At 44.9% G+C, this 21,441-nt stretch carries 18 protein-coding genes; 16 read left to right on the top strand and 2 right to left on the bottom strand.

Annotation, left to right across the window (positions count from 1 at the left end; genetic code table 11):
• Positions 1-61: 61 nt before the first annotated feature.
• A complete protein-coding gene (gene nadB, locus LDO37_RS16240; RefSeq protein WP_126606204.1) occupies positions 62-1,672 on the bottom strand; it encodes an L-aspartate oxidase in 1,611 nt (536 codons plus the stop codon).
• A gap of 319 nt (positions 1,673-1,991) precedes the next feature.
• Here nadB and rpoE point away from each other — a divergent pair, with 319 nt between their 5' ends.
• From rpoE to LDO37_RS16170, 14 genes are all read left to right on the top strand, one after another.
• Positions 1,992-2,570, top strand: a complete 579-nt coding sequence (rpoE, locus tag LDO37_RS16235) for an RNA polymerase sigma factor RpoE (RefSeq protein ID WP_101112533.1) — start codon at positions 1,992-1,994, stop codon at positions 2,568-2,570.
• Between the two features lie 25 nt (positions 2,571-2,595).
• Complete coding sequence (locus LDO37_RS16230) at positions 2,596-3,213, top strand: RseA family anti-sigma factor (RefSeq protein WP_101112532.1); 618 nt, start codon at positions 2,596-2,598, stop codon at positions 3,211-3,213.
• Positions 3,210-4,169, top strand: a complete 960-nt coding sequence (rseB, locus tag LDO37_RS16225; RefSeq protein WP_101112531.1) for a sigma-E factor regulatory protein RseB — start codon at positions 3,210-3,212, stop codon at positions 4,167-4,169. The genes LDO37_RS16230 and rseB overlap by 4 nt, the downstream gene beginning before the upstream one ends.
• A gap of 6 nt (positions 4,170-4,175) precedes the next feature.
• Positions 4,176-4,679: a SoxR reducing system RseC family protein gene (locus LDO37_RS16220; RefSeq protein WP_101112530.1), complete on the top strand. Its 504-nt coding sequence runs from the start codon at positions 4,176-4,178 to the stop codon at positions 4,677-4,679.
• A gap of 92 nt (positions 4,680-4,771) precedes the next feature.
• Positions 4,772-6,565: a translation elongation factor 4 gene (lepA, locus tag LDO37_RS16215; RefSeq protein ID WP_126606203.1), complete on the top strand. Its 1,794-nt coding sequence runs from the start codon at positions 4,772-4,774 to the stop codon at positions 6,563-6,565.
• Between the two features lie 95 nt (positions 6,566-6,660).
• Positions 6,661-7,566, top strand: a complete 906-nt coding sequence (gene lepB / locus LDO37_RS16210; protein WP_126606202.1) for a signal peptidase I — start codon at positions 6,661-6,663, stop codon at positions 7,564-7,566.
• A gap of 10 nt (positions 7,567-7,576) precedes the next feature.
• Positions 7,577-8,254, top strand: coding sequence for a ribonuclease III (gene rnc, locus LDO37_RS16205; protein WP_101112527.1), 678 nt, complete (start codon positions 7,577-7,579; stop codon positions 8,252-8,254).
• The gene (gene era / locus LDO37_RS16200; protein WP_126606201.1) at positions 8,247-9,212 is read left to right on the top strand and encodes a GTPase Era; all 966 of its coding nucleotides are present in this window, start codon (positions 8,247-8,249) and stop codon (positions 9,210-9,212) included. Before rnc ends, era begins: the two co-directional genes overlap by 8 nt.
• 141 nt (positions 9,213-9,353) lie before the next feature.
• The gene (gene recO / locus LDO37_RS16195; protein WP_126606200.1) at positions 9,354-10,082 is read left to right on the top strand and encodes a DNA repair protein RecO; all 729 of its coding nucleotides are present in this window, start codon (positions 9,354-9,356) and stop codon (positions 10,080-10,082) included.
• Positions 10,079-10,810, top strand: a complete 732-nt coding sequence (gene pdxJ / locus LDO37_RS16190; protein ID WP_101112524.1) for a pyridoxine 5'-phosphate synthase — start codon at positions 10,079-10,081, stop codon at positions 10,808-10,810. The genes recO and pdxJ overlap by 4 nt, the downstream gene beginning before the upstream one ends.
• A gap of 77 nt (positions 10,811-10,887) precedes the next feature.
• The gene (gene acpS, locus LDO37_RS16185) at positions 10,888-11,268 is read left to right on the top strand and encodes a holo-ACP synthase (protein ID WP_126606199.1); all 381 of its coding nucleotides are present in this window, start codon (positions 10,888-10,890) and stop codon (positions 11,266-11,268) included.
• 75 nt (positions 11,269-11,343) lie between these two features.
• Positions 11,344-12,594 carry a hypothetical protein gene (locus LDO37_RS16180; protein ID WP_126606198.1) on the top strand — a complete coding sequence of 417 codons (1,251 nt, stop codon included), beginning with the start codon at positions 11,344-11,346 and terminating at the stop codon, positions 12,592-12,594.
• Positions 12,595-12,602: 8 nt separating this feature from the next.
• The gene (locus LDO37_RS16175; RefSeq protein ID WP_126606197.1) at positions 12,603-13,013 is read left to right on the top strand and encodes a hypothetical protein; all 411 of its coding nucleotides are present in this window, start codon (positions 12,603-12,605) and stop codon (positions 13,011-13,013) included.
• Between the two features lie 121 nt (positions 13,014-13,134).
• On the top strand, positions 13,135-14,604 hold the full coding sequence (locus LDO37_RS16170) for a sensor domain-containing diguanylate cyclase (protein WP_221768491.1): 1,470 nt from the start codon (positions 13,135-13,137) through the stop codon (positions 14,602-14,604).
• Positions 14,605-14,676: 72 nt separating this feature from the next.
• On the opposite strand, the gene barA is transcribed toward LDO37_RS16170, so the two are convergent.
• Positions 14,677-17,460, bottom strand: a complete 2,784-nt coding sequence (gene barA / locus LDO37_RS16165; RefSeq protein WP_126606195.1) for a two-component sensor histidine kinase BarA — start codon at positions 17,458-17,460, stop codon at positions 14,677-14,679.
• Between the two features lie 202 nt (positions 17,461-17,662).
• On the opposite strand from barA, the gene rlmD reads away from it, so the two are divergent.
• Both rlmD and relA read left to right on the top strand, forming a co-directional pair.
• Complete coding sequence (gene rlmD, locus LDO37_RS16160) at positions 17,663-18,982, top strand: 23S rRNA (uracil(1939)-C(5))-methyltransferase RlmD (protein WP_126606194.1); 1,320 nt, start codon at positions 17,663-17,665, stop codon at positions 18,980-18,982.
• A 128-nt stretch (positions 18,983-19,110) separates the two neighbouring features.
• Positions 19,111-21,330 carry a GTP diphosphokinase gene (relA, locus tag LDO37_RS16155; RefSeq protein ID WP_126606193.1) on the top strand — a complete coding sequence of 740 codons (2,220 nt, stop codon included), beginning with the start codon at positions 19,111-19,113 and terminating at the stop codon, positions 21,328-21,330.
• Positions 21,331-21,441: the final 111 nt, after the last annotated feature.

Below are 21,441 nucleotides of genomic sequence, written 5' to 3'. Positions count from 1 at the left end.
CTCTGAATCCTACATCTTGAGGCCACTTGGGTATATTCATTCCACCGAAAAATAGTAAAAACTAAAACTTTTCGGGGATCAAAATAGTCGGTCCGCTATTTTCAGCCAATTCTGGATAATCCAATGTGTAATGTAGACCACGGCTTTCTTTTCGTTCCATAGCACAACGAACCATGAGCTCTGCTACTTGCAGTAGGTTACGAAGCTCTAAAAGGTTATTGGATACACGGAAATTACTGTAATACTCATGAGTTTCTTGTTGCAGCAATTGGATGCGGCGCAATGCGCGCTCTAATCGCTTATCGGTTCGTACAATTCCCATGTAGTCCCACATAAACAAACGCAACTCGTGCCAGTTATGTTGAATCACAACTTCTTCATCTGAACAAAGAACTTGGCTTTCATCCCATTCAGGTAAGGATCCCGCCAGTTCAGCATCACTAATTTTGCTAATGATGTCATCCGCAGCAGAGCGTGCATACACGACACATTCGAGAAGAGAATTAGAGGCCATTCGGTTTGCGCCGTGCAGGCCGGTATAGCTTACTTCGCCTATTGCATAAAGATGGTTTAAGTCCGTGACACCTTGTTGATCAACCATGACACCACCACAAGTGTAGTGGGCGGCTGGGACTATGGGGATCGGCTCTTTAGTCATGTCGATGCCAAGGTCTTTCAGGCGCATATCAATGGTTGGAAAGTGTTTCGTGACAAATTCAGGGTCTTTATGGCTAATGTCTAGGTACATGCAATCTGCACCCAGCCGCTTCATCTCAAAATCAATAGCACGTGCAACGACATCACGTGGTGCGAGTTCTTCTCGCTCATCAAAATCTTGCATGAAACGCGAGCCGTCTGGTCTTCTTAAATATGCTCCTTCGCCTCGCAGAGCTTCAGTTAGCAAGAAATTGCGAGCTTCAGGGTGGAAAAGACACGTGGGGTGGAACTGATTGAATTCTAAATTGGCAACGCGACAACCTGCTCGCCATGCCATTGCAATTCCATCCCCTGAGGATACATCAGGGTTAGATGTGTATTGGTACACTTTAGAAGCGCCGCCTGTCGCCAGCACAACAAACTTAGCTCTGACGGTTTCGACGTGCTCTTGATTCCTGTTCCATATATACGCACCAATGACTTTTTTCTTATCACCGCCAATTTTGTCTTCGGTGATAAGATCCAAGGCATTGTGGCGTTCCAATACATGAATGTTTGGATGGCTGTGCGCGTTATCCTGAAGAGATGTTTGCATTGCCATACCTGTTGCATCTGCCGCATGCAGAATACGTCGGTGGCTATGACCACCTTCACGAGTTAGGTGGTAGCGTGGGCTTTCGTCTGAATCGTTTTCTTCACGATCAAAGGGAACCCCACCGTCAATTAACCACTGAACGCTTTCTTTTGCATTCTCGGCAATGAACTTAACGGTATCTTCTTCGCATATTCCACCACCAGCGATTTGGGTGTCCTGAACATGCGATTCAATGCTGTCCGATTCGTCAAAAACAGCTGCAATACCGCCCTGAGCATAGTATGTGGCCCCTTCACTACGAGGTCCTTTACTCAACACAATGACTTTGCCATGTGGCGCTACTCGCAATGCGAGGGACAATCCTGCCGCACCACTGCCAACCACTAATACATCGCATTGATGTTCTCGGTTATCGTTCATATAACTTTAAAAATCCCAGGTTATCTTAGAGCCTGCCCAAATTGACTCTATAAGCAATTAGCTTTTGGCTAATCCCATAACGCATATCTTCTTGGTGGTGTTTATTATCTTTATCTGCACCCGTTTGAGCAAATACAATGAAGGTTACATCACATTGCCAGACAAATTTGTTAAAAAAAATTCGTCGGATTGAACTTTCTTTGACTATATCAGTCACAATAGTGCTCATGTAGGCGGTGGTGTCAATACTACATTTGACAGAACTTAATGTTCATACCTGTGAAGGTAGGGGCAAATAACAATAGGAGTGGACGCTCGAATGAGCGAGCAGTTAACCGATCAAGTACTAATTGAGCGTGTCCAACGAGGAGATAAACAAGCATTCAATCTTTTGGTTATCAAATATCAAAACAAAGTTTGCAACTTGATTTCTCGATATATAAACAACTCTGGTGATGTTGCAGACGTTGCACAAGAGGCTTTTATTAAGGCGTATAGAGCCATCCCAAATTTTCGGGGAGAAAGTGCGTTTTATACTTGGTTATACCGGATCGCCGTTAATACAGCTAAAAATCATATTGTTGCCCAAGGGCGCAGACCTCCCGCAACCGATTTGGATGCAGAAGAGGCCGAGTATTACGAAAGCGGTAGCGCATTAAAAGAAATATCGAACCCAGAGAACATTACGCTGTCCAAAGAATTGAAACAGGTTGTTTTCGAAGCGATTGAAGCGTTACCAGAAGATTTAAAAACAGCAATGACATTACGAGAATTGGATGGTCTTAGCTATGAAGAGATAGCCGAGGTTATGGATTGCCCTGTCGGGACGGTTCGTTCTCGTATATTCCGTGCTCGTGAAGCGGTTGAGAAGAAAATTCAACCACTTCTACAGCGTTAGACCAATGAGTTAAATGGTGAAAATAATGGCTGACAAAGAACAACTTTCAGCACTCATGGATGGAGAAAGCGTGGATCAGGCTCTGATTTCAGAACTGGAGCACGATGCAGAAGGTCTGAAGTCTTGGCAGAACTATCACTTAATTGGTGATGTAATGAGGGGGGAAGATCCAAAACGCGCTGATTGGGATATTGCAAACAGTGTTGCATTGGCGTTAGACAAGGAACCGGCTCATTCTCCAATGCACGTACCGGATCATGTTGTTACCCCTGCTATTGAGTCACAGCCGACTCCTGAGGTTGCACGTGTAAGTATGCCAGGTTGGATGACTCAATTTGGTCAAGTTGCCATGGCTGCCTGTGTTTCACTGGTTGTGATTCTCGGTGTGCAGCAATACAACGGTCAAAGCGGTGTACAGTCAGAAAATGAACTACCAGTACTGCAAACTATTCCAGTAATTGGTAGTGCAGAGCCAGTGAGCTTGGCACAAGAGCCGATTACGCCTTCCTCTAATGAAGCACAGTTGATGGAGCAACGTAAGCGTGTGAACGCTTTGCTTCAAGATTACAGTATGCAATTGCGCCTAAATAGTGCCGTTATGGATAAAGAAGCCGCGCACCCTACTAAATCGGATCTAGAATGAAAAAAATCCTGATCAGTGTGTTGGCACTGTTCAGTTTGAATGTACACGCCGCCTCTGCAGAGGAGATCTCTGCTGAGGCGTTGTTGCATCAAATGAACGAAGCAAGCCAGCAATTGAGCTATGAGCTGTCTTATATTCAAATAAAGAAAAACAGTATTGAGCCCCTCCTATACCGACATGGTCGCCGAGATGATAAGCAATTTGCTCGCTTGGTATACCTTAGTGGTCCTTCTCGTGAGGTTATTCGACGAGATAACGAAATAAGTTACTTTGAACCGGGAGTGGATCCATTTTCAATCGAATCTGGAGAAATGGTTGCGCCGTTGATCCCATTGATCAATACCAATGTAACGGTACTGGAAGATCACTATGATTTTGTCAAGCTGGGTCGAGCGCGTGAAGCTGGGACGCCTTGCCAAGTCATTCGTATCGTCCCGAAAGATGGTCAAAGATACTCTTATGTTCTTTGGGTCGATGAACGCACTCACCTTCCTCTTCGTGCCGATTTAGTTGATCGTGATGGCGAAGTTTTAGAACAATATCGCACCATTTCCTACGCAGTAAACGATAAGATTTTTGATCTGCTTTCAAGGTTAGGTGAAGCTCAATTACCTGACGCTATTTCTTTGCCTGAAAGTGAAGCAAAAAGTTCGTTCTGGCAAGTGGGCTGGGTTCCCAATGGGTTTAAAGCGAACCCAATGAATCGATACAGAATGGGGATGACCAATAAAGTGGTTGAAAGCCAGATGTTTAACGATGGTCTTTTTAGCTTTTCTGTTTATGTGTCTGAAAAAGATGATCTTTCTTTGAAAGGGCAACTGGTTCGCCAAGGTCGCCGTACTCTACATAGTTTTGTAAGCGGTAACGTAGAGGTTTCGGTCGTCGGTGATATTCCTCCCTCAACGGCCAAACGTGTGGCACAATCAGTCACCATGACGGCTAACAAAACCCAGTAACACATTATGATGACGGCACTAGCGACGGTGGTCGCAAGTAACCCTTCCAAGTCTGGATTCCGAATCCAATTAAGCTGTGAGCAACAAACCAGTTGCTCTAGCTGTTCATCTCAAAAAAGCTGCGGCACTGGTGTCGTATCAAAAGCCTTTGGCAATAAAGCACACGCTTGGTATTTAGAGTCAAAGCAATCTTTGACTCCAGGGCAAGTTGTGGAGATCGGTTTGCCAGAAAAGCAGTTGTTGCAGTCGGCTGCTTTAATTTATTTGTCTCCCATCGCATTTTTGTTTTTAGGGGCACTCTTGGGGCATTTCTGGCTTCAACCAATGCTAGGTTCTGGTGAACTGGCGGTCATAGCAGCATCAGTGTTGTTTGCATGGGTAGGAACCCTTTGCGCTAAGTATTGGACCGGGAAACTAGAGCGAGAATCTGAGGATAAAGTGTCCCTAATTCGCGTGCTAGGGAGTCCTTTGACAGGAATTGCTACATTTCCTGATAGCGACAAGCCCTGAAATTGGGTAGAATCTGCCAACTTGATCGAAATACCAACAAATGAACGGTATTTCTCCTATCCATTTTTGTAAGAGTTTAGTCACACCAACCTATGAAGCACATTCGTAATTTTTCGATAATCGCCCATATCGACCACGGTAAGTCGACCCTTTCAGACCGCTTAATCCAAGTTTGTGGTGGACTCAGTGATCGTGAGATGGAAGCTCAGGTTCTTGATTCCATGGATTTAGAGCGAGAGCGTGGCATCACCATCAAATCTCAAAGTGTGACGCTAAACTACACCGCAAATGATGGTGAAACCTACCAACTTAATTTCATCGATACTCCAGGACACGTAGATTTTGCCTACGAAGTTTCCCGTTCATTAGCCGCTTGTGAAGGTGCGCTATTGGTAGTCGATGCCGGGCAGGGCGTAGAAGCTCAGACCCTAGCAAACTGTTACACAGCCATAGAGATGGATTTGGAAGTAGTGCCAATCTTGAATAAGATTGACCTTCCTGCAGCGGATCCAGAACGTGTGTCTGAAGAAATTGAAGAAATCGTCGGCATTGACGCTATGGAAGCGACACGCTGTAGCGCCAAAACGGGTATTGGTGTTGACGATGTTCTAGAAAACATTGTCGCGTCAATCCCTGCACCAGAAGGTGATCCAGACGCGCCACTGCAAGCTCTTATCATCGATTCTTGGTTTGATAACTACCTTGGTGTCGTTTCTTTGGTTCGTATTAAAAACGGCGAGCTCAAGAAAAATGATAAAATCAAAGTAATGAGCACAGGGCAGATTTGGGGTGTAGATCGTCTAGGTATCTTTACACCAAAACAAGTCGACACGGATGTTCTTAGAACGGGTGAAGTAGGTTGGGTTGTTTGTGGCATTAAAGACATTCTGGGCGCTCCTGTAGGTGATACGCTAACATTGTCAAAGCATGGCTCTGAAGTCGCACTTCCTGGCTTTAAGAAAGTTAAGCCTCAGGTTTACGCGGGCTTATTCCCAGTATCGTCAGACGACTACGAAAACTTCCGTGATGCGTTAGGAAAACTGAGCCTAAACGATGCTTCCTTGTTCTACGAACCAGAAAACTCCGCAGCATTAGGTTTCGGCTTCCGTTGTGGTTTCCTTGGCATGCTGCACATGGAAATCATTCAGGAACGTTTAGAGCGTGAATACGATCTGGATCTGATCACGACCGCACCGACAGTAGTTTATGAAGTCGAAAAGACGGATAAAACGATGCTTTATGTTGATAGCCCGGCTAAGTTGCCAGCGATCAATGATATCGAAGAAATTCGTGAGCCAATCGCGCGCTGTAACATTTTGGTTCCGGCAGACTACTTGGGTAACGTGATTACACTGTGTGTTGAAAAGCGTGGTACTCAGGTAGATATGGTTTACCACGGTAATCAAGTCGCGGTAACTTACGATATTCCGATGGCAGAAGTGGTACTTGATTTCTTCGACCGTCTCAAATCAACCTCTCGTGGTTATGCTTCACTTGATTACAACTTCCAACGCTTTGAACCATCGAACATGGTACGTGTTGACGTTCTTCTGAATGGTGACAAAGTGGATGCATTGGCAATGATCACGCATCAGGCTCATTCGCAGACACGTGGTCGTCAGCTTGTAGAGAAAATGAAAGAATTCATTCCTCGTCAAATGTTTGATATCGCTATTCAGGCAGCGATTGGTAACCATATCATCGCGCGATCAACAGTGAAGCAGCTTCGTAAGAACGTTATCGCAAAATGTTACGGTGGTGACGTGAGCCGTAAGAAGAAACTTCTGAAGAAGCAGAAAGAAGGTAAGAAACGCATGAAGCAAATTGGTAACGTGGAACTTCCACAAGAAGCATTCCTTGCCATTCTTCATGTAGGAAAAGATTAAACTTTTTCGTACTTTTACACTCAAACAAAGACTTAGGCAGAAAGGGTATCGGATACCCTTTCTTCTTTTTCACTAGAGAATACGAAGGGAAGTAAATGGCAAATACATTTTCACTCATACTTGTGATGGTTACATTAGTGACAGGCATTGTATGGGCGCTTGAAAAGCTGGTCTTGGCAAAAAAGCGTCAAGAAAAACTGGGTGCGATTGAAGGTCAGACTAACGAAGGCCTTGATGCATCTTTACAAGCGAAAGTGGCTGCCCAACCTTGGTGGGTAGAAAACAGTGTCTCTATCTTCCCTGTGATTGCCTTTGTTTTGGTTCTGCGTTCTTTTATTTATGAACCGTTTCAAATCCCATCAGGTTCAATGATGCCGACGTTACTCGTGGGTGATTTCATTTTGGTTGAAAAATACGCTTACGGACTGAAAGATCCTGTATGGCGCACTCAATTGGTTGAAACAGGTAAACCTGAGCGCGGTGACATTGTGGTATTTAAATTCCCGCCTAATCCAGGTATTGATTACATCAAACGTGTAGTCGGTCTGCCGGGTGATGTGGTTCGTTACAGTGAAAAGAAAGAACTGTGCGTGCAGCGTCAAGGGGAAGCCAGTTGTAATGCGATTGAAACCTCTAATGTGACAGAAAGTATTTTTCAAGATGAACGAATCGGTATTCCGATGATTCAGATTGATGAGAAATTGGGTGAAGAAACTCACCAAATTTTGGTACATCCATTAACTCGCGATGACGTGAGAGCTTACCAGCCACGTCCAGGTGTTCGTGAGTGGGTAGTACCACAAGGTCAGTATTTTGTTATGGGCGATAATCGTGATAATAGTGCTGACAGCCGTTTTTGGGGGTTTGTCCCTGAAGGCAATTTAGTAGGCAAAGCGGTCGGAATTTGGATTAGCTTTGAATTTGAACGAGATCAAGACAGCGCCTTGCCGTCTTGGATTCCAACTGGTGTGAGGTTTAACCGCATCGGTGGCATACATTAATAGAGAGAGTATGAATACTCCTATCAGTAAATTAGAAAAACAGCTCGGCTATCAATTTAATGATGCTGGGCTGATCCATTTGGCGCTGACCCATCGTAGCGCCAATGGTAAACATAATGAGCGTCTTGAATTTCTGGGCGATTCAATTTTAAGTTTTGTCATTGCTGATGATTTGTATCACCGCTTCCCGAAAGTGAACGAAGGTGATATGAGCCGCATGCGTGCAACATTAGTTCGTGGCAATACCCTTGCTGAACTAGGTCGTGAATTCGACTTGGGAGAGTACTTAAAATTAGGTCCAGGTGAGCTGAAAAGTGGCGGATTCCGTCGAGACTCCATTCTTGCAGATGCCGTAGAAGCCATCATTGGCGCGGTTTACCTTGACAGTGATCTCGAGATGGTTCGCAAGGTTGTTCTGAGCTGGTACCACTCAAGGTTGGTCGCCATTCAGCCTGGTGTCTCGCAAAAAGATCCTAAAACACGGTTGCAAGAATTCCTACAGGGGAGAAGAAAACCTCTCCCTGCGTATTCTGTGACTAAAATTAAAGGTGAAGCACACAACCAAGAATTTACGGTGGCGTGTGAAATTGCAGGACTGGATGAGCCTGTTATCGGCAAAGGTACAAGTCGACGCAAAGCGGAGCAAGCAGCGGCTGAATTAGCATTAGGATTACTCACCAATGTCTGATGAAAAAGAATTTGATTTGGACGCGTATTTCGAATCTGAGAAGCAGGAATCGTCGGCTGAAAACCAACATTGCGGGTTTATCGCGATTGTTGGTCGCCCAAATGTGGGCAAATCAACATTGCTCAACCAATTGTTGGGACAGAAGATTTCTATTACCTCTCGTAAGCCGCAAACGACGCGCCATCGCATCATGGGTGTGGATACGGAAGGTGACTATCAAGCCATTTTTGTTGATACGCCAGGGCTTCATATTGAAGAAAAACGTGCAATTAACAGGTTGATGAACCGAGCAGCTAACAGCTCGTTGAGCGATGTTAATCTGGTATTCTTTTTGGTTGATGGTACGCACTGGACGAATGATGATGAGATGGTGTTTACCAAGCTCAGCAAGTCAAACTTCCCAGTTGTGTTGTGCGTGAATAAAGTTGATAACGTAAAAGATCGCAACGAAGTGATGCTTCATATGCAGTCTTTGTCGGAAAAAATGGACTTTGTGGACGTCGTACCTATTTCGGCGAAACACGACAAAAACATTGATGTGCTGCGTAAGCATGTGCGAGAGCATTTGCCAAAAGCGACACACCATTTCCCAGAAGAATACGTCACCGACCGCTCTCAACGCTTTATGGCGTCGGAAATTGTCCGTGAGAAACTCATGCGTTTCACTGGTGAAGAATTGCCTTACTCGGTAACTGTTGAGATCGAGCGATTTGATTACAACCCTGAAACCGATGGTTTCCACATCAATGCGCTGATCTTAGTTGAACGCACTGGTCAGAAAAAAATGGTAATCGGGAAAGGTGGCGAGAAAATCAAAACCATTGGTCGAGAAGCCCGCCTTGATATGGAAGAGCTTTTTGAGCGTAAGGTTTACCTAGAAACGTGGGTGAAAGTGAAATCTGGTTGGGCTGATGATGAGCGTGCTCTCCGAAGCCTCGGTTACATTGATGACCTTTAGAGCGAAATTGGTGTAAGTTAGAAGGGAGTGTAATACTCCCTTTTTTGTGCCTGCTATACGAGCTTTATGTTTGCTGATATAACGCACAATATTTGTCCAAGGTTAATTAATACAGTTCAAGGTTACTTAAGAGAGTCGTGTATGTCTGATGGGTTACAGCGGTGTTTTGTTTTGCATCGTCGACCATACAGTGAAACCAGCCTGATTTTGGATGTGTTCAGTGAAGAGCATGGTCGAATGTCGGTTATGGCAAAAGGCGCGAGAAGCAAACGTTCCAACCTAAAAGGTGCATTACAGCCGTTTACGCCACTTTTGATGAAGTGGTCGGGCAAAGGAAGTATGCGAACATTGCGCCAAGCCGAGCCTATCAGCCTTGGGCTTCCTCTTTCAGGTATACATCTCTATTCTGCGATGTATGTGAATGAGTTGATTGGGCGAGTATTGGAAAGCGAAACGCCCTACCCTGCATTATTCCACGACTATTTACTCGCTTTGACCGAACTTGCGCAAGCCGATAACCCCGAGCCAGCATTGCGGCGATTTGAGCTCGCTTTGCTGTCATCCTTAGGCTACGGCGTAGATTTTATGCATTGCGCGGGAACTGGGGAAATGGTCGAGCCAGAAATGACTTACCGTTATCGAGAGCAAAAAGGTTTCATTGCCAGTGTGAGGCGAGACAATCTGACATTCATGGGAAATGAGTTAATTGCAATTAGTGAGCGGCGCTTTACAACCAAAGAACAACTTAAAGCAGCAAAACGCTTTACACGTGTAGCACTAAAGCCTTATCTTGGCGGCAAACCACTAAAAAGTAGGGAACTGTTTCTCCCAAGAACAGGCTTTCCCGGAGCACGGAGTATTGAAAAATGAGCTCAATTCTACTCGGGGTAAACATTGATCATATCGCCACTTTGCGTAATGCACGTGGAACCAAATATCCAGATCCAGTGCACGCAGCAGAAATTGCAGAACGTGCTGGTGCCGATGGCATTACCATTCACCTTCGTGAAGATCGCCGTCATATTGTAGATCGTGATGTTAGGATTCTACGTGAAACGCTGCAAACCAGAATGAATTTGGAAATGGCGGTAACAGATGAAATGGTCGAAATTGCGTTGCAAACGAAACCTGAATACGTTTGCCTAGTGCCTGAAAAACGCGAAGAGCTGACAACGGAAGGCGGTTTAGACGTGGTCGGCCAGCTGGAAAAAGTAAAAGCCGCGACGCAAAAATTGACGGAAGCGGGCATTAAAGTGTCTTTATTCATTGACGCTGATCGTGAGCAAATTGATGCATCAAAAGCATGTGGTGCACCTTACATTGAGCTTCACACTGGTCATTATGCCGATGCGACGACGGAATGCGAGCAAACCAACGAGCTGAAAAAGATCGCTGCTGGTGCAAGCTATGCCGACAGCATTGGTATTAAAGTCAACGCAGGGCATGGCTTGACGTACCACAACGTTGCGCCTATTGCGGCATTACCAGAAGTGTATGAACTTAATATCGGTCATTCCATCATGGGACGTGCGGTCTTTGATGGTTTGCATAAAGCAGTTGCTGATATGAAAGCGGTTATGCTTGAAGCTCGTCGTTAATTTCCATTCATAACGTCAGCCACTGTATTCAGCAGTGGCTGTTTGTTATTTCGCATTAATTTTTAAGCGGAGAATTTATGGCCATCGTTGGATTAGGAACGGATATAGCGGAAATAGATCGCTTCGAAAAATCCTTATCTAAACTTGGAGAAGCATTTGCGAAACGCATTCTAACAGAGCTTGAGTTAGTCACGTTTCATGCCACGAAACAGCAATCTCGCTTTCTCGCTAAGCGTTTTGCCGCAAAAGAAGCGGCGTCAAAAGCATTGGGTACAGGAATTGCGAAGGGAGTGACCTTTCATGATTTTGTTGTCTCTAATGACGCCAACGGAAAACCTGTACTTTCTCTTCATAATCAAGCGCTAGCATACGCAACGAGCGCTGGTGTGACCCACATCCATCTTTCTATTTCTGACGAACGTCATTACGCGGTTGCTACCGTAATCTTTGAGCGATAACTCAATCACTGTTCTACACTCATATTAGTGGTGACTCATGCAGTTGAGCCAAAATTAATACTATGAGATGGGTGTATGAGGTTAACAGGGATAAGTTTACTATTCGCATTGCTTTCTTCTTCGGTTCTTGCTGAAGACTGGGATTTTTCAGGATTTGGTAACGTTGGCTACAGCTACGACACCAGCGACAGCTTTGGCTATATGCGTGACCTTACGCAAAAAGCCGACCCCGATAGTGATGGATCATTTCTACCTGATTCCAAAATCGGTGCTCAGATAAACTACAACATCAATTTTGAATGGGATGTGACTGCTCAGTATGTTATCGCAGAGAGGGCGGGGGATGAGTTGCTGGATGGCTTAGAGCTTGCCTTCTTAGCATATCGCCCAACGTCTGATTTCGACATTCGTGTTGGTCGATTGGGGTACAACGTATTTTGGTTCGCAGAAACCCGCCGTGTAGATTTCGGCCATCTCTGGGTGAGACTACCTCAAGAAATATACAGCTGGATCCCTTTGCAAAATATTGATGGAATCGATTTCACCTATCGTTTCTATGTCGACGATGTCAGTTTTTCTTCTGCTTTCCAATACGGTTCAACACAGGCGACAACCGATTTACATGAGGGCTATGAACCTAACCGATTCTATAGCAACAGTGCGCTTTCCTTGAGCTTAGTTGCGAATTGGGACGTGTGGCGAGCACGTGCTTCTTACGCGCAGTTACGGGTTGATTCAGATCTTCCTCCACAGCTAGATGACTTAAAAGGTGGTTTAGACAAAATTGGCAGTTCGGGGTTGGGATCTATTAGCGATGAAGCCAATTATTATAGCGAAACAATGAATCTTTCTGGAGCCGTGGTTCGGTATGGTCAAATTGGGGTTGAATACAATGATGGAAGTTGGCATTTGCTGAGTGAGCTTGTAAAGGTAAAAGCCGATAATGCATTGTTGCCTCAAGGTCAGGGGGGATATATCAGTCTTGGTCGGCGGTTCTATTCGATTACACCTTTTATGAGTCACTCTTGGTTTAACCCTGAAGTTGAAAAATTAGAAGCTAAGTACGATTGGAGCATTTTACCTGATCCACAAATAGCGCAATTGCAGCAAGGAGCAATTACATCAATCAATGCGACTTTAATCGACCAGTCTACTTGGTCTTTTGGTACACGTTGGGATGTTACTGAGCACGTTAGCCTTAAGGCACAAGTTGATTTGGTACATATTGAAGATACGGGGCACGGACTCTGGGCAACACAATTGTTGCACGCAAAACCTGATACTAGGGTACAGGTATATTCACTTTCAGCCAGTTTTATCTTCTAGGTGGTCAAATGAGATTAATTACTTTAATTTTGTTGCTGATAAGCCCTTATTCGGTTGCGGATATATACATTGTAGTGGGCATTCAAAGTGACCTAGAAGGCGTTACCAAAGAGCAGATTTCGGGATTGTACCTTGGTCGAAATAGAGGGATGAAAAATCGTAGGCTCACGATATTGGAACGTAGCGGAGATGTAAGGGAAATGTTCTATGAAGAGATCAGTGATTTGTCGTTGAGCCAAGTGAACGCACATTGGGCAAAACTGAAATTTTCCGGTCGAGTTCGTGCCCCTTTGGTGATGAAAACGGAAGAAGAATTGATAGAGCGATTACTGAAAGATAAGTCAGCGCTTGGATATGTTCGGAACAAACCTACACATTCAAAATTAAAAGTGATTTTAACAATTAATGATGATGAATAGACAAGCTCTCGCCAATCGACTTTTGGTTACAGTGATTTTGTTTTCGCTAATGTATTTAATACTGGCGGCAAGCTTCTTATCACTTTTTTATTTTGAGAGAGCGAGATTGAACGTTAAAGGAATGGAAGAAAAATTGGTGCTCACCGTCTCTAATTCTGCCTCCATCGCTCTTTATGTTGATAACCCAGAAATCGCTGACGAAGTGATGAGTTCACTGCTGCTTCATGATGAGTTTAATGGCGTGAAATTGAAGGGGTTAGATGGTGTGGAGTATAGCCTATCTAAGCTTGTGAGCGATGATAAGCAGTGGAAAAACTTGACCCGATTTCCATTGGTATCTCCCGTGAAAGATGAAGTGATAGGGCATCTTCTTCTTGATGTTAACCAGAAATATTTGGATTCCGTAACGCAAGAGAAAGTGTTTATTCAGCTGGTAATGTTGGTCAGTCAGTTGTTGATGCTAATGGTGGTAACCGCGTTTGCTGTTCGTAAAGTCGTGGGAGCTCCTTTAAAGGAGTTAGCTGAAAATTTATCTAAGGTGAAGCCTGGTCGGGACGACATGCTGCCATACAACAATGAAAACCGAGACAATGAAATCGGTTTAGTTACCGCAAGTGTCAACCGCTTTGTAGAGGCTTCGCATCAAGCCATTGAGACTGAAAGAAATTTGCGAGCTACTATTGAGCGAATGGAACGTCACTACCGCCACATATTTGAAACAACGCAAGTGGGTATTCTTGTGTTGGACAAGAACGGTCACCTGATCCATAGCAATCCCACTCTGTTTGGTCGCCTGATAAAAGAAAGCTTCGAGCTAACGGCTATCTTAGAAACTCAGCCATTCTTTGAACATGTTTTCCAAAACCCAGAATTGGCGTGGCAAATGTCGGAACAAACTATTTCAAGTGGGGATGTGGCGGCAGGCGATCTGCGTATCAATAAAAAATACAATAATGAGCAATGGGTGCATTTACTGCTGTCTGCCCACAAGGATGAACACAGCGGTGAATGGATAATCGAAGGAATCATGTACGACATAACTGTCCGAGTGCAAAAAGAGCGAGATACCATGTTACTCGCCTTAGAGGATAATCTTACAGGGTTAAAAAACCGTCGTGGTTGTGAGCGCTTCTTTGCCCGATTAGTCAGCCAAAAAGAGGCGGGTTATATCGCAACAATGATGGTGGACTTAGATGGGTTTAAAGTCGTCAATGACACGCATGGTCACGCCGCAGGTGATGAGGTGCTTTGTACTATTGCACGGCGACTAAAGCGAGTTGCGAGGGGACGACAGGATGTAATAGGCAGATTGGGAGGGGACGAGTTGCTCGTTATTTTAGCGTTAGAGCAAATGACCCCAGATGTACTGACCGACATCGCTGAACAGATTGTTGAAATTTGTGCTCTACCTATAGAACTGCCCTCTCGTACTTCCGTGAATATAGGAGGAAGTGTCGGAGTCTCGTATGCTCGCTTAGCGGACATCGAATTCGACGTATTGCTTCAGCAGGCGGATGAGGCAATGTATCACGTGAAGCAAAACGGTAAGAATGGGTACGCTTTCTATAGCCCCGAATTACGCCGAGCATAACGTAAAGTTTGGTTATGCTCGTGGAATGCTGTAATCAAATCTGTCACTAAAGCCAACTACGCTATTGTACGCCTAATTAACATAATGCTGTGCGCTAGCAATGACTTTCTCCATCTCATCTTGAAGTTCAAACAGCTCCGGTTCAACCGTTTCTATATCCGATCCGGATCTCAATGCTTTTTCTATTTCAGCACAGACTTTTTTGAGTCTTGGTACGCCACTGTACGAACAACTGCCATGGAGTTTATGAATGTGATGAATCAGTTGTTCATTATCTTGCTCGTCACCATTAATAACGCCTTCAACAAATTGATCCACTTCTTTAATGTAATCCACCAGCATTTGCAGCATCTCTCTAGCTAAGTCTTCTTTGTTTGCCGCTTGCTTCAATGCAAGGTTCCAATCAATGATGACCGTACTGTTTCTTTCGTCGGTAGAGTTATCTGGCTGAACTTGCTCGCTAATTTCCAATTTATCGACTTGGTTTTCGTCAGTGTGGGGGCTCCAATGCACCAGTACTTGCTGAAGAATATGCTCTTCGATTGGCTTGGTTAAATAGTCGTCCATTCCTGCTTTTAGAAGGCGATCTCGCTCTCCAGCCATGGCGTGCGCGGTTACAGCAATGACAGGTGTATGAGAGTTAAGCTTGGTTTTCTTTACTTCCAGACACGCCATCACTCCGTCCATTTTTGGCATTTGAATATCCATTAAGACAATATCAAATGCTTGTTGCTGTGCAGCAGCGACGGCTTGTTCACCATTGCTACACGTTACTACATGGTCCACTCTTTCTTTTAGCAATGCTGCAATGAGTTTAAGGTTGGCTGGGTTATCGTCCACCGCCATGATTTTAAGCGGAAGCTTTTGCTGATGATCGACTGAATCAATAATAGGAAGAGCCAACTCTTGAGAAGAATGGTACTGAGTGAGTGCTTGCAATAACTTACGTCGTGATAGGGGTTTGGTTATGCACTGTACGTGGTGCTCCGTAACCAATTGTTCAGATAGCGCCAACTCGGTACTTGGCAAACCTAGTATTATATTGTTCGCAATTTCACGAGCCCTTGCTATCCAATGCTCAACAGAAGTTATATCGCATTTTTGGTTTGGTGGCAGGTTTAGCAACACGAATTCATGGCTTTCTATGTGCTCTGGCATGTTTGAACGGTAGGTGACCAGCAGCCCTTCGTTGATGAGCTGCTGTTGAATTACGGAAGCAGCTTGCATGTTTGGTTCAATCAGTAAGAGCTTTTTGCCTTTGAGTACTTGCGTGTCTATATCGCTAGCGACAGGCATATCGCTGGTGGCTAAACGCAAAGTAAACCAGAATGTCGAACCTTGGTGCAGTCGACTTGTTAGGCTGACTTCTCCACCCATTTGACCGACTAACTTCTGAGTGATAACTAGACCCAGCCCCGTTCCGCCATATCGGCGAGAGATACTGGCATCGGCTTGGCTGAATGCTTGGAATAGCTGCGCTTGTTGACGCTCAGAAATACCAATACCCGTATCACGCACCATGAATTGGAGTTCTATGAAGTCTTCTTTAAACGTGCGTAGCTCGACGCTGATATCGATATTACCGCGCTCGGTAAATTTGATTGAGTTACCCACAAGGTTGGTCAGCACTTGCTGAATTCGCAACGGATCGCCTACGACACCCGCAGGAATCTTAGGATCAATCTTAAGTGTCAGTTCTAGCCCTTTCTCATGAGCGCTGGTGGCTTGTAAGCTCGCGACTTCTTCAAGGCATTCTTGGAAATCGAATGGAATATTTTCTAGCGCCAACTTCCCTGCTTCAAGTTTCGAGAAATCGAGAATGTCATTGATGATACTCAGTAAGTTGTTGGCACTGCGCTCAATCGTTTGGAGGTAGTCCTGCTGGCTAGACGATAAGCGAGTTTTTAGCATTTGTCTGGTAAACCCAATCACACCGTTTAAAGGCGTTCTGAGTTCGTGAGACATATTCGCTAAGAATTCGGATTTAACTCGTGCGGCTTCCTGCGCACGTTTTTTCGCAATATCCAACTCAACATTCTGAATCTCAAGCTGTTCGAGCGTTTCACGCAGATCCGACGTTGCCTGATCGATACTGTGTTGCATCTCAACATGGTATTCAGACAGTGACATCGCCATCGCGTTGATGCCGTTTTTTAAGGCGTCTAACTCACCATGCATTTTCCCTTCGATTCGCACATCTAAGTGTCCACGTCGAATTCGATCCACCATGTTCTTCATATGAGTGATAGGCAAGGTCACATCGCGCATTAGGCGGTAGGCAAACAAAGCCGACAGACCTAACCCTAAAATTAATACCAATAACGCGGCAAAAATTTCTTGGTATTGTTGCAATCGAACCGCAGATAAGTCGAGCTCAATCGCGATATAGCCCAACGCTTGGTTAAGCTCGGTTTGAGGTCCATTGGAATCGGCGTATTTTCCTTCTGCCAGAATAGGTGTGCGTATAACCAAGTCGGTGTCGACCAAATCAATCGTGCTGAGTAATGGTATGGGCTGATCTTTTGGAAACGTTAACGACTCGAAATCTGGGTGGAAATTAGATGTCACAAACAAATCATGATCGGATGTGAAAACGGCAATACTCCGAACGATGTCGGAATTCTTTCGATGGGCGTAGCTTATTAATCGACGAACGGCCTCACGACTGCGTTGATCCATGCCGATTTCACTGGCGATAGCGATAGGTTCAATAATGCTTTTACCGGTTGAAATCAGTTGTGATTCAAGGTCGTTATAGCGATTGGACGTAAAGAAGGCGCTCAGCAATAGACCGACAATAAGAGTTGGGGCTAAGGTGAGGGTAATTACGCGTGCTCTTAAGCCGTATCGTGTCATGTTCTCATTACTGTCTGGATATGGGAAAATAGAAGCTAATGGCTCAAGCTTTCTTACATTACGTAAGACCAATTAAGCTATACAACCCATTATAAACGAATAAACGGTTAGCTTAATCAAGTCTGCCGAATTCGACAATCTCTGAGGGGGGAAATAGTGACCCTGAATGAGAAAACACTGAAGCAAAATAGGCAATTAAAGTATGGCGCGTTTTTATCAGCCAAAGAAAAAATCATCTGTTGAAACTAAGCATCAGGTTTTCAACATCGAAAAGCTTGACCATCATGGAGCGGGCATTGCTTATCATAACAAGCGACCTGTATTTATTGATGGTGCGTTGCCCGGTGAATCGGTTGTGGGCCAGTTTACCGAGCAAAAAAGTAAATTTTCACGCGCAAAACTCATCAAGATAAAGAAAGACAGCCCAGTACGAGTCAGTCCGTTTTGCAAACATTATGAGTCATGTGGTGGCTGTAACCTTCAGCATTTGGAGCAAAAGGCTCAAGTCGAACACAAAAACCAGACACTACAACAGCTGATGAAAAAGTTTTCAGGCAGCGAGCTCGCCCTTGAAAAAGAAGTAACAGGCGTAAGTGTGGGTTACCGCCGCCGCGCTCGAATCAGTGTGCAGGTAGATAAAAAAACGCGTGAGCTGAATTTTGGCTTTCGTGAAAAAATGAGTAAACGCATTGCGAATGTTGATAGCTGCGCTGTGCTTGCCTCAGAACTAGAAGCGCTATTGGTGCCAACAAAAAACTTACTTAATTCTTTTTCTCGAAAGGAAAGCATTGGGCATGTTGAACTCGTAAAAGCAGACAACACTCTAGTATTTTTGCTTCGCCATACTTCTGAATTGAGTGACAAAGACCAGAAACAGTTGATGGCATTTGCAGAAGAGCACGCTCTTACCCTATATCTAATGCCAGCAGCAGATGTATTGAACAAGGTATCTGGCGTGCAGCCTATCTATAAAGAAGTTGGGGTTGAATTGCCGTTTGAGCCAACAAACTTCATTCAAGTGAATGCTCAAGTGAACGAAAAAATGGTGGCTCAAGCTTTAACATGGTTGAACACAAAGGCTGATGAACGTGTGTTGGACCTATTCTGTGGGCTTGGTAATTTCAGTTTACCGTTAGCGAAACAAGCGGGCTCTGTCATTGGTGTGGAAGGTATTCAAGATATGGTGGAAGTTGCTACAAACAATGCGACCTTAAACCAGCTCAACAATGTCCAATTTTATCAAGCTAACTTAGAAGAAGACATGTCCAAAGCGCCATGGGCAAGCAAGCGATTTGATAAAATATTGCTCGATCCTGCACGCGCAGGTGCGGCAGGTATTGTCGACCAACTTTCGCGATTAGGAGCAAAAGCGGTCGTGTATGTTTCTTGTAATCCTGCTACGCTTGCACGTGACAGTCAGAGCTTACTTGAACAAGGCTACAAACTTAAAAAAATCGGGATGCTTGATATGTTTCCCCATACCAGCCATTTAGAAAGCATGGCGCTATTTGAAAAAGATTAACTTCACGCATACTAGGTCAACAAACCCTAATATCTGTCAAAGCACGGTAATGTTCCGCCGCTTGGGTATTTTGCTGGAGAATCGACAGGTGACTCACCTGTATGTCTGTTGCTAGATAGGAAAGAAACATGGTCGCTGTACGCGGTGCGCATTTAAATACTGAAGAATTTGAATTAGACAGTTGGATAGCCAGCTTAAAACAAGATGAAAAAACCAGCCATAAGTTGCTGGCGGTTTATCGTCACTGTGAAGAACTTCTCGGTGATGAACCCCAAGCGCAACTTTTACTGTGGCGCGGTCGAGAAATGATCGAAATTCTCATCACATTGTCTATGGATGCGCCGACGCTTATTTCTGCTCAACTATTCCCCGTGGTCACATCAGGCTTTTATGACCGCGAAGAGTTAACCGAAAAATATGGCAAAGAGACATTAAAGCTGATCGATGGTGTCGAAGAAATGGCAGCGATCGGTCAACTTAATGTCACGCTGGATGGATCGGCAGCGTCTGGGCAAGTTGATAACGTACGACGAATGCTTCTCGCAATGGTTGACGATTTCAGATGTGTCGTCATTAAGCTATCTGAGCGGATTTGTAATTTACGCGAAGTGAAAGACGAGTCTGATGAAGTGCGTCAAGCAGCAGCCAAAGAGTGCGCCAACATATACGCGCCCTTGGCCAACCGCTTGGGTATTGGCCAGCTAAAGTGGGAAATTGAAGATTACGCTTTTCGCTATAAGCATTCAAAAACCTACAAACAAATTGCTAAACAACTGTCTGAAAGACGTATTGTTCGTGAGCAATACATCGAAGACTTTGTCACGGATCTGTCCAAAGAGATGAAGGTCTGTAATATCAATGCTGAGGTCAGTGGTCGCCCTAAGCATATTTACAGTATTTGGCGAAAAATGCAGAAAAAGAGCTTGGCATTTGATGAGCTTTTTGATGTTCGAGCAGTACGAATTATTGCCGACAAACTGCAAGACTGTTATGCCGCTTTAGGCGTCGTGCACACTAAATACAAACACTTGCCAAGTGAATTTGATGACTATGTTGCCAACCCGAAACCGAATGGCTACCAGTCTATTCATACAGTAATCTTAGGGCCAGAAGGCAAAACCATCGAGATCCAAATCCGAACCAAGCAAATGCATGAAGATTCGGAGCTTGGAGTTGCGGCGCACTGGAAATACAAAGAAGGCGCGTCCAGCGGTCGCAGTGGTTATGATGAGAAGATCACATGGCTACGTAAGCTTCTGGATTGGCAGGAAGAAATGTCTGATTCCGGTGAAATGCTGGATGAATTACGAAGCCAGGTCTTTGATGACCGCGTTTATGCCTTTACCCCACGAGGTGATGTGGTCGATTTGCCGATGGGCGCAACGCCACTTGATTTTGCTTATCACATTCACTCAGAAGTCGGGCATCGTTGTATCGGCGCAAAGGTGGCGGGGCGAATTGTGCCATTTACGCACAAACTTACCATGGGTGACCAAGTTGAAATTATCACCTCAAAGGAGCCAAATCCCTCTCGTGACTGGTTAAACCCTTCACTAGGATTCGTGCACTCAGGTCGTGCACGCGCCAAAATTAATGCATGGTTCCGCAAGCAAAGCCGAGAGAAAAACCTCGAAGCAGGGCGTGAAATATTGGAAACCGAATTAGCGAAAATCGGTGCATCCCTAAAAGATGCGGACCAATATGCGCTGAAACGATTCAATGTGAATACGCCAGACGAGCTCTATGCCGGTATCGGCAGTGGTGATTTGAGAATCAATCAAATCGTCAATCACATCAATGCATTGGTGAACAAACCCACCGCCGAAGAAGAAGACCAACAAGCGCTAGAGCGCCTTCAGGAAAAAGAGAACAAAGCCCCAGCTCAAAGCCGCCCGAAAAAGGACGCGGTGGTTGTTGAAGGTGTGGACAACTTAATGACGCACCTAGCGCGTTGCTGCCAGCCCATACCGGGCGATGAAATCTCAGGTTACATCACTCAAGGGCGTGGTATTTCTGTTCACCGAAGCGACTGTGAACAGCTTGAGGAGCTAAGGCACCACGCGCCAGAGCGTATCATTGATACCGTCTGGGGAAGTGGTTTCGTCGGTTCCTACATCATTACAGTTCGGGTTGAAGGTCTAGAGCGAGGCGGCTTGCTAAAAGACATCACCACCTTGTTTGCCAACGAGAAAATCAAAGTCACCAGCATGAAAAGCCGGACGGATTACAAAAAGCAAATGTCGATAATGGATTTCGATTTAGAAGTCACTAATGTGGAAATATTTACTCGGGTGACGAAGCGAGTTGAGCAGATCAAGGATGTGATGTCGGTGAAACGATTAGGCTAACTTTCACTTCGCATTTGCCATTTTTACTGCGTTAACGGCGCTTATTCGCTCCATCACATAGCCAGCTATGCTCAGGAGTCTCACTCGCTTGTTGCCTTGTAAAAACGGCAA

The organism is Vibrio penaeicida (assembly GCF_019977755.1).
Lineage (GTDB): Bacteria > Pseudomonadota > Gammaproteobacteria > Enterobacterales > Vibrionaceae > Vibrio > Vibrio penaeicida.
This window is presented reverse-complemented; position numbering and strand designations above follow the sequence as displayed.

Excerpts from the sequence above, each read along its gene's own strand:
- LDO37_RS16175 (WP_126606197.1), top strand. The coding sequence starts at position 12,603 with ATGAGATTAATTACTTTAATTTTGTTGCTGATAAGCCCTTATTCGGTT.
- rseB (WP_101112531.1), top strand. The coding sequence starts at position 3,210 with ATGAAAAAAATCCTGATCAGTGTGTTGGCACTGTTCAGTTTGAATGTA.
- pdxJ (WP_101112524.1), top strand. The coding sequence starts at position 10,079 with ATGAGCTCAATTCTACTCGGGGTAAACATTGATCATATCGCCACTTTG.
- rnc (WP_101112527.1), top strand. The coding sequence starts at position 7,577 with ATGAATACTCCTATCAGTAAATTAGAAAAACAGCTCGGCTATCAATTT.
- LDO37_RS16170 (WP_221768491.1), top strand. The coding sequence starts at position 13,135 with ATGGAAGAAAAATTGGTGCTCACCGTCTCTAATTCTGCCTCCATCGCT.
- nadB (WP_126606204.1), bottom strand. The coding sequence starts at position 1,672 with ATGAACGATAACCGAGAACATCAATGCGATGTATTAGTGGTTGGCAGT.
- era (WP_126606201.1), top strand. The coding sequence starts at position 8,247 with ATGTCTGATGAAAAAGAATTTGATTTGGACGCGTATTTCGAATCTGAG.
- rlmD (WP_126606194.1), top strand. The coding sequence starts at position 17,663 with ATGGCGCGTTTTTATCAGCCAAAGAAAAAATCATCTGTTGAAACTAAG.
- LDO37_RS16220 (WP_101112530.1), top strand. The coding sequence starts at position 4,176 with ATGATGACGGCACTAGCGACGGTGGTCGCAAGTAACCCTTCCAAGTCT.
- acpS (WP_126606199.1), top strand. The coding sequence starts at position 10,888 with ATGGCCATCGTTGGATTAGGAACGGATATAGCGGAAATAGATCGCTTC.
- barA (WP_126606195.1), bottom strand. The coding sequence starts at position 17,460 with ATGACACGATACGGCTTAAGAGCACGCGTAATTACCCTCACCTTAGCC.
- lepB (WP_126606202.1), top strand. The coding sequence starts at position 6,661 with ATGGCAAATACATTTTCACTCATACTTGTGATGGTTACATTAGTGACA.
- LDO37_RS16180 (WP_126606198.1), top strand. The coding sequence starts at position 11,344 with ATGAGGTTAACAGGGATAAGTTTACTATTCGCATTGCTTTCTTCTTCG.
- recO (WP_126606200.1), top strand. The coding sequence starts at position 9,354 with ATGTCTGATGGGTTACAGCGGTGTTTTGTTTTGCATCGTCGACCATAC.
- LDO37_RS16230 (WP_101112532.1), top strand. The coding sequence starts at position 2,596 with ATGGCTGACAAAGAACAACTTTCAGCACTCATGGATGGAGAAAGCGTG.
- rpoE (WP_101112533.1), top strand. The coding sequence starts at position 1,992 with ATGAGCGAGCAGTTAACCGATCAAGTACTAATTGAGCGTGTCCAACGA.
- lepA (WP_126606203.1), top strand. The coding sequence starts at position 4,772 with ATGAAGCACATTCGTAATTTTTCGATAATCGCCCATATCGACCACGGT.
- relA (WP_126606193.1), top strand. The coding sequence starts at position 19,111 with ATGGTCGCTGTACGCGGTGCGCATTTAAATACTGAAGAATTTGAATTA.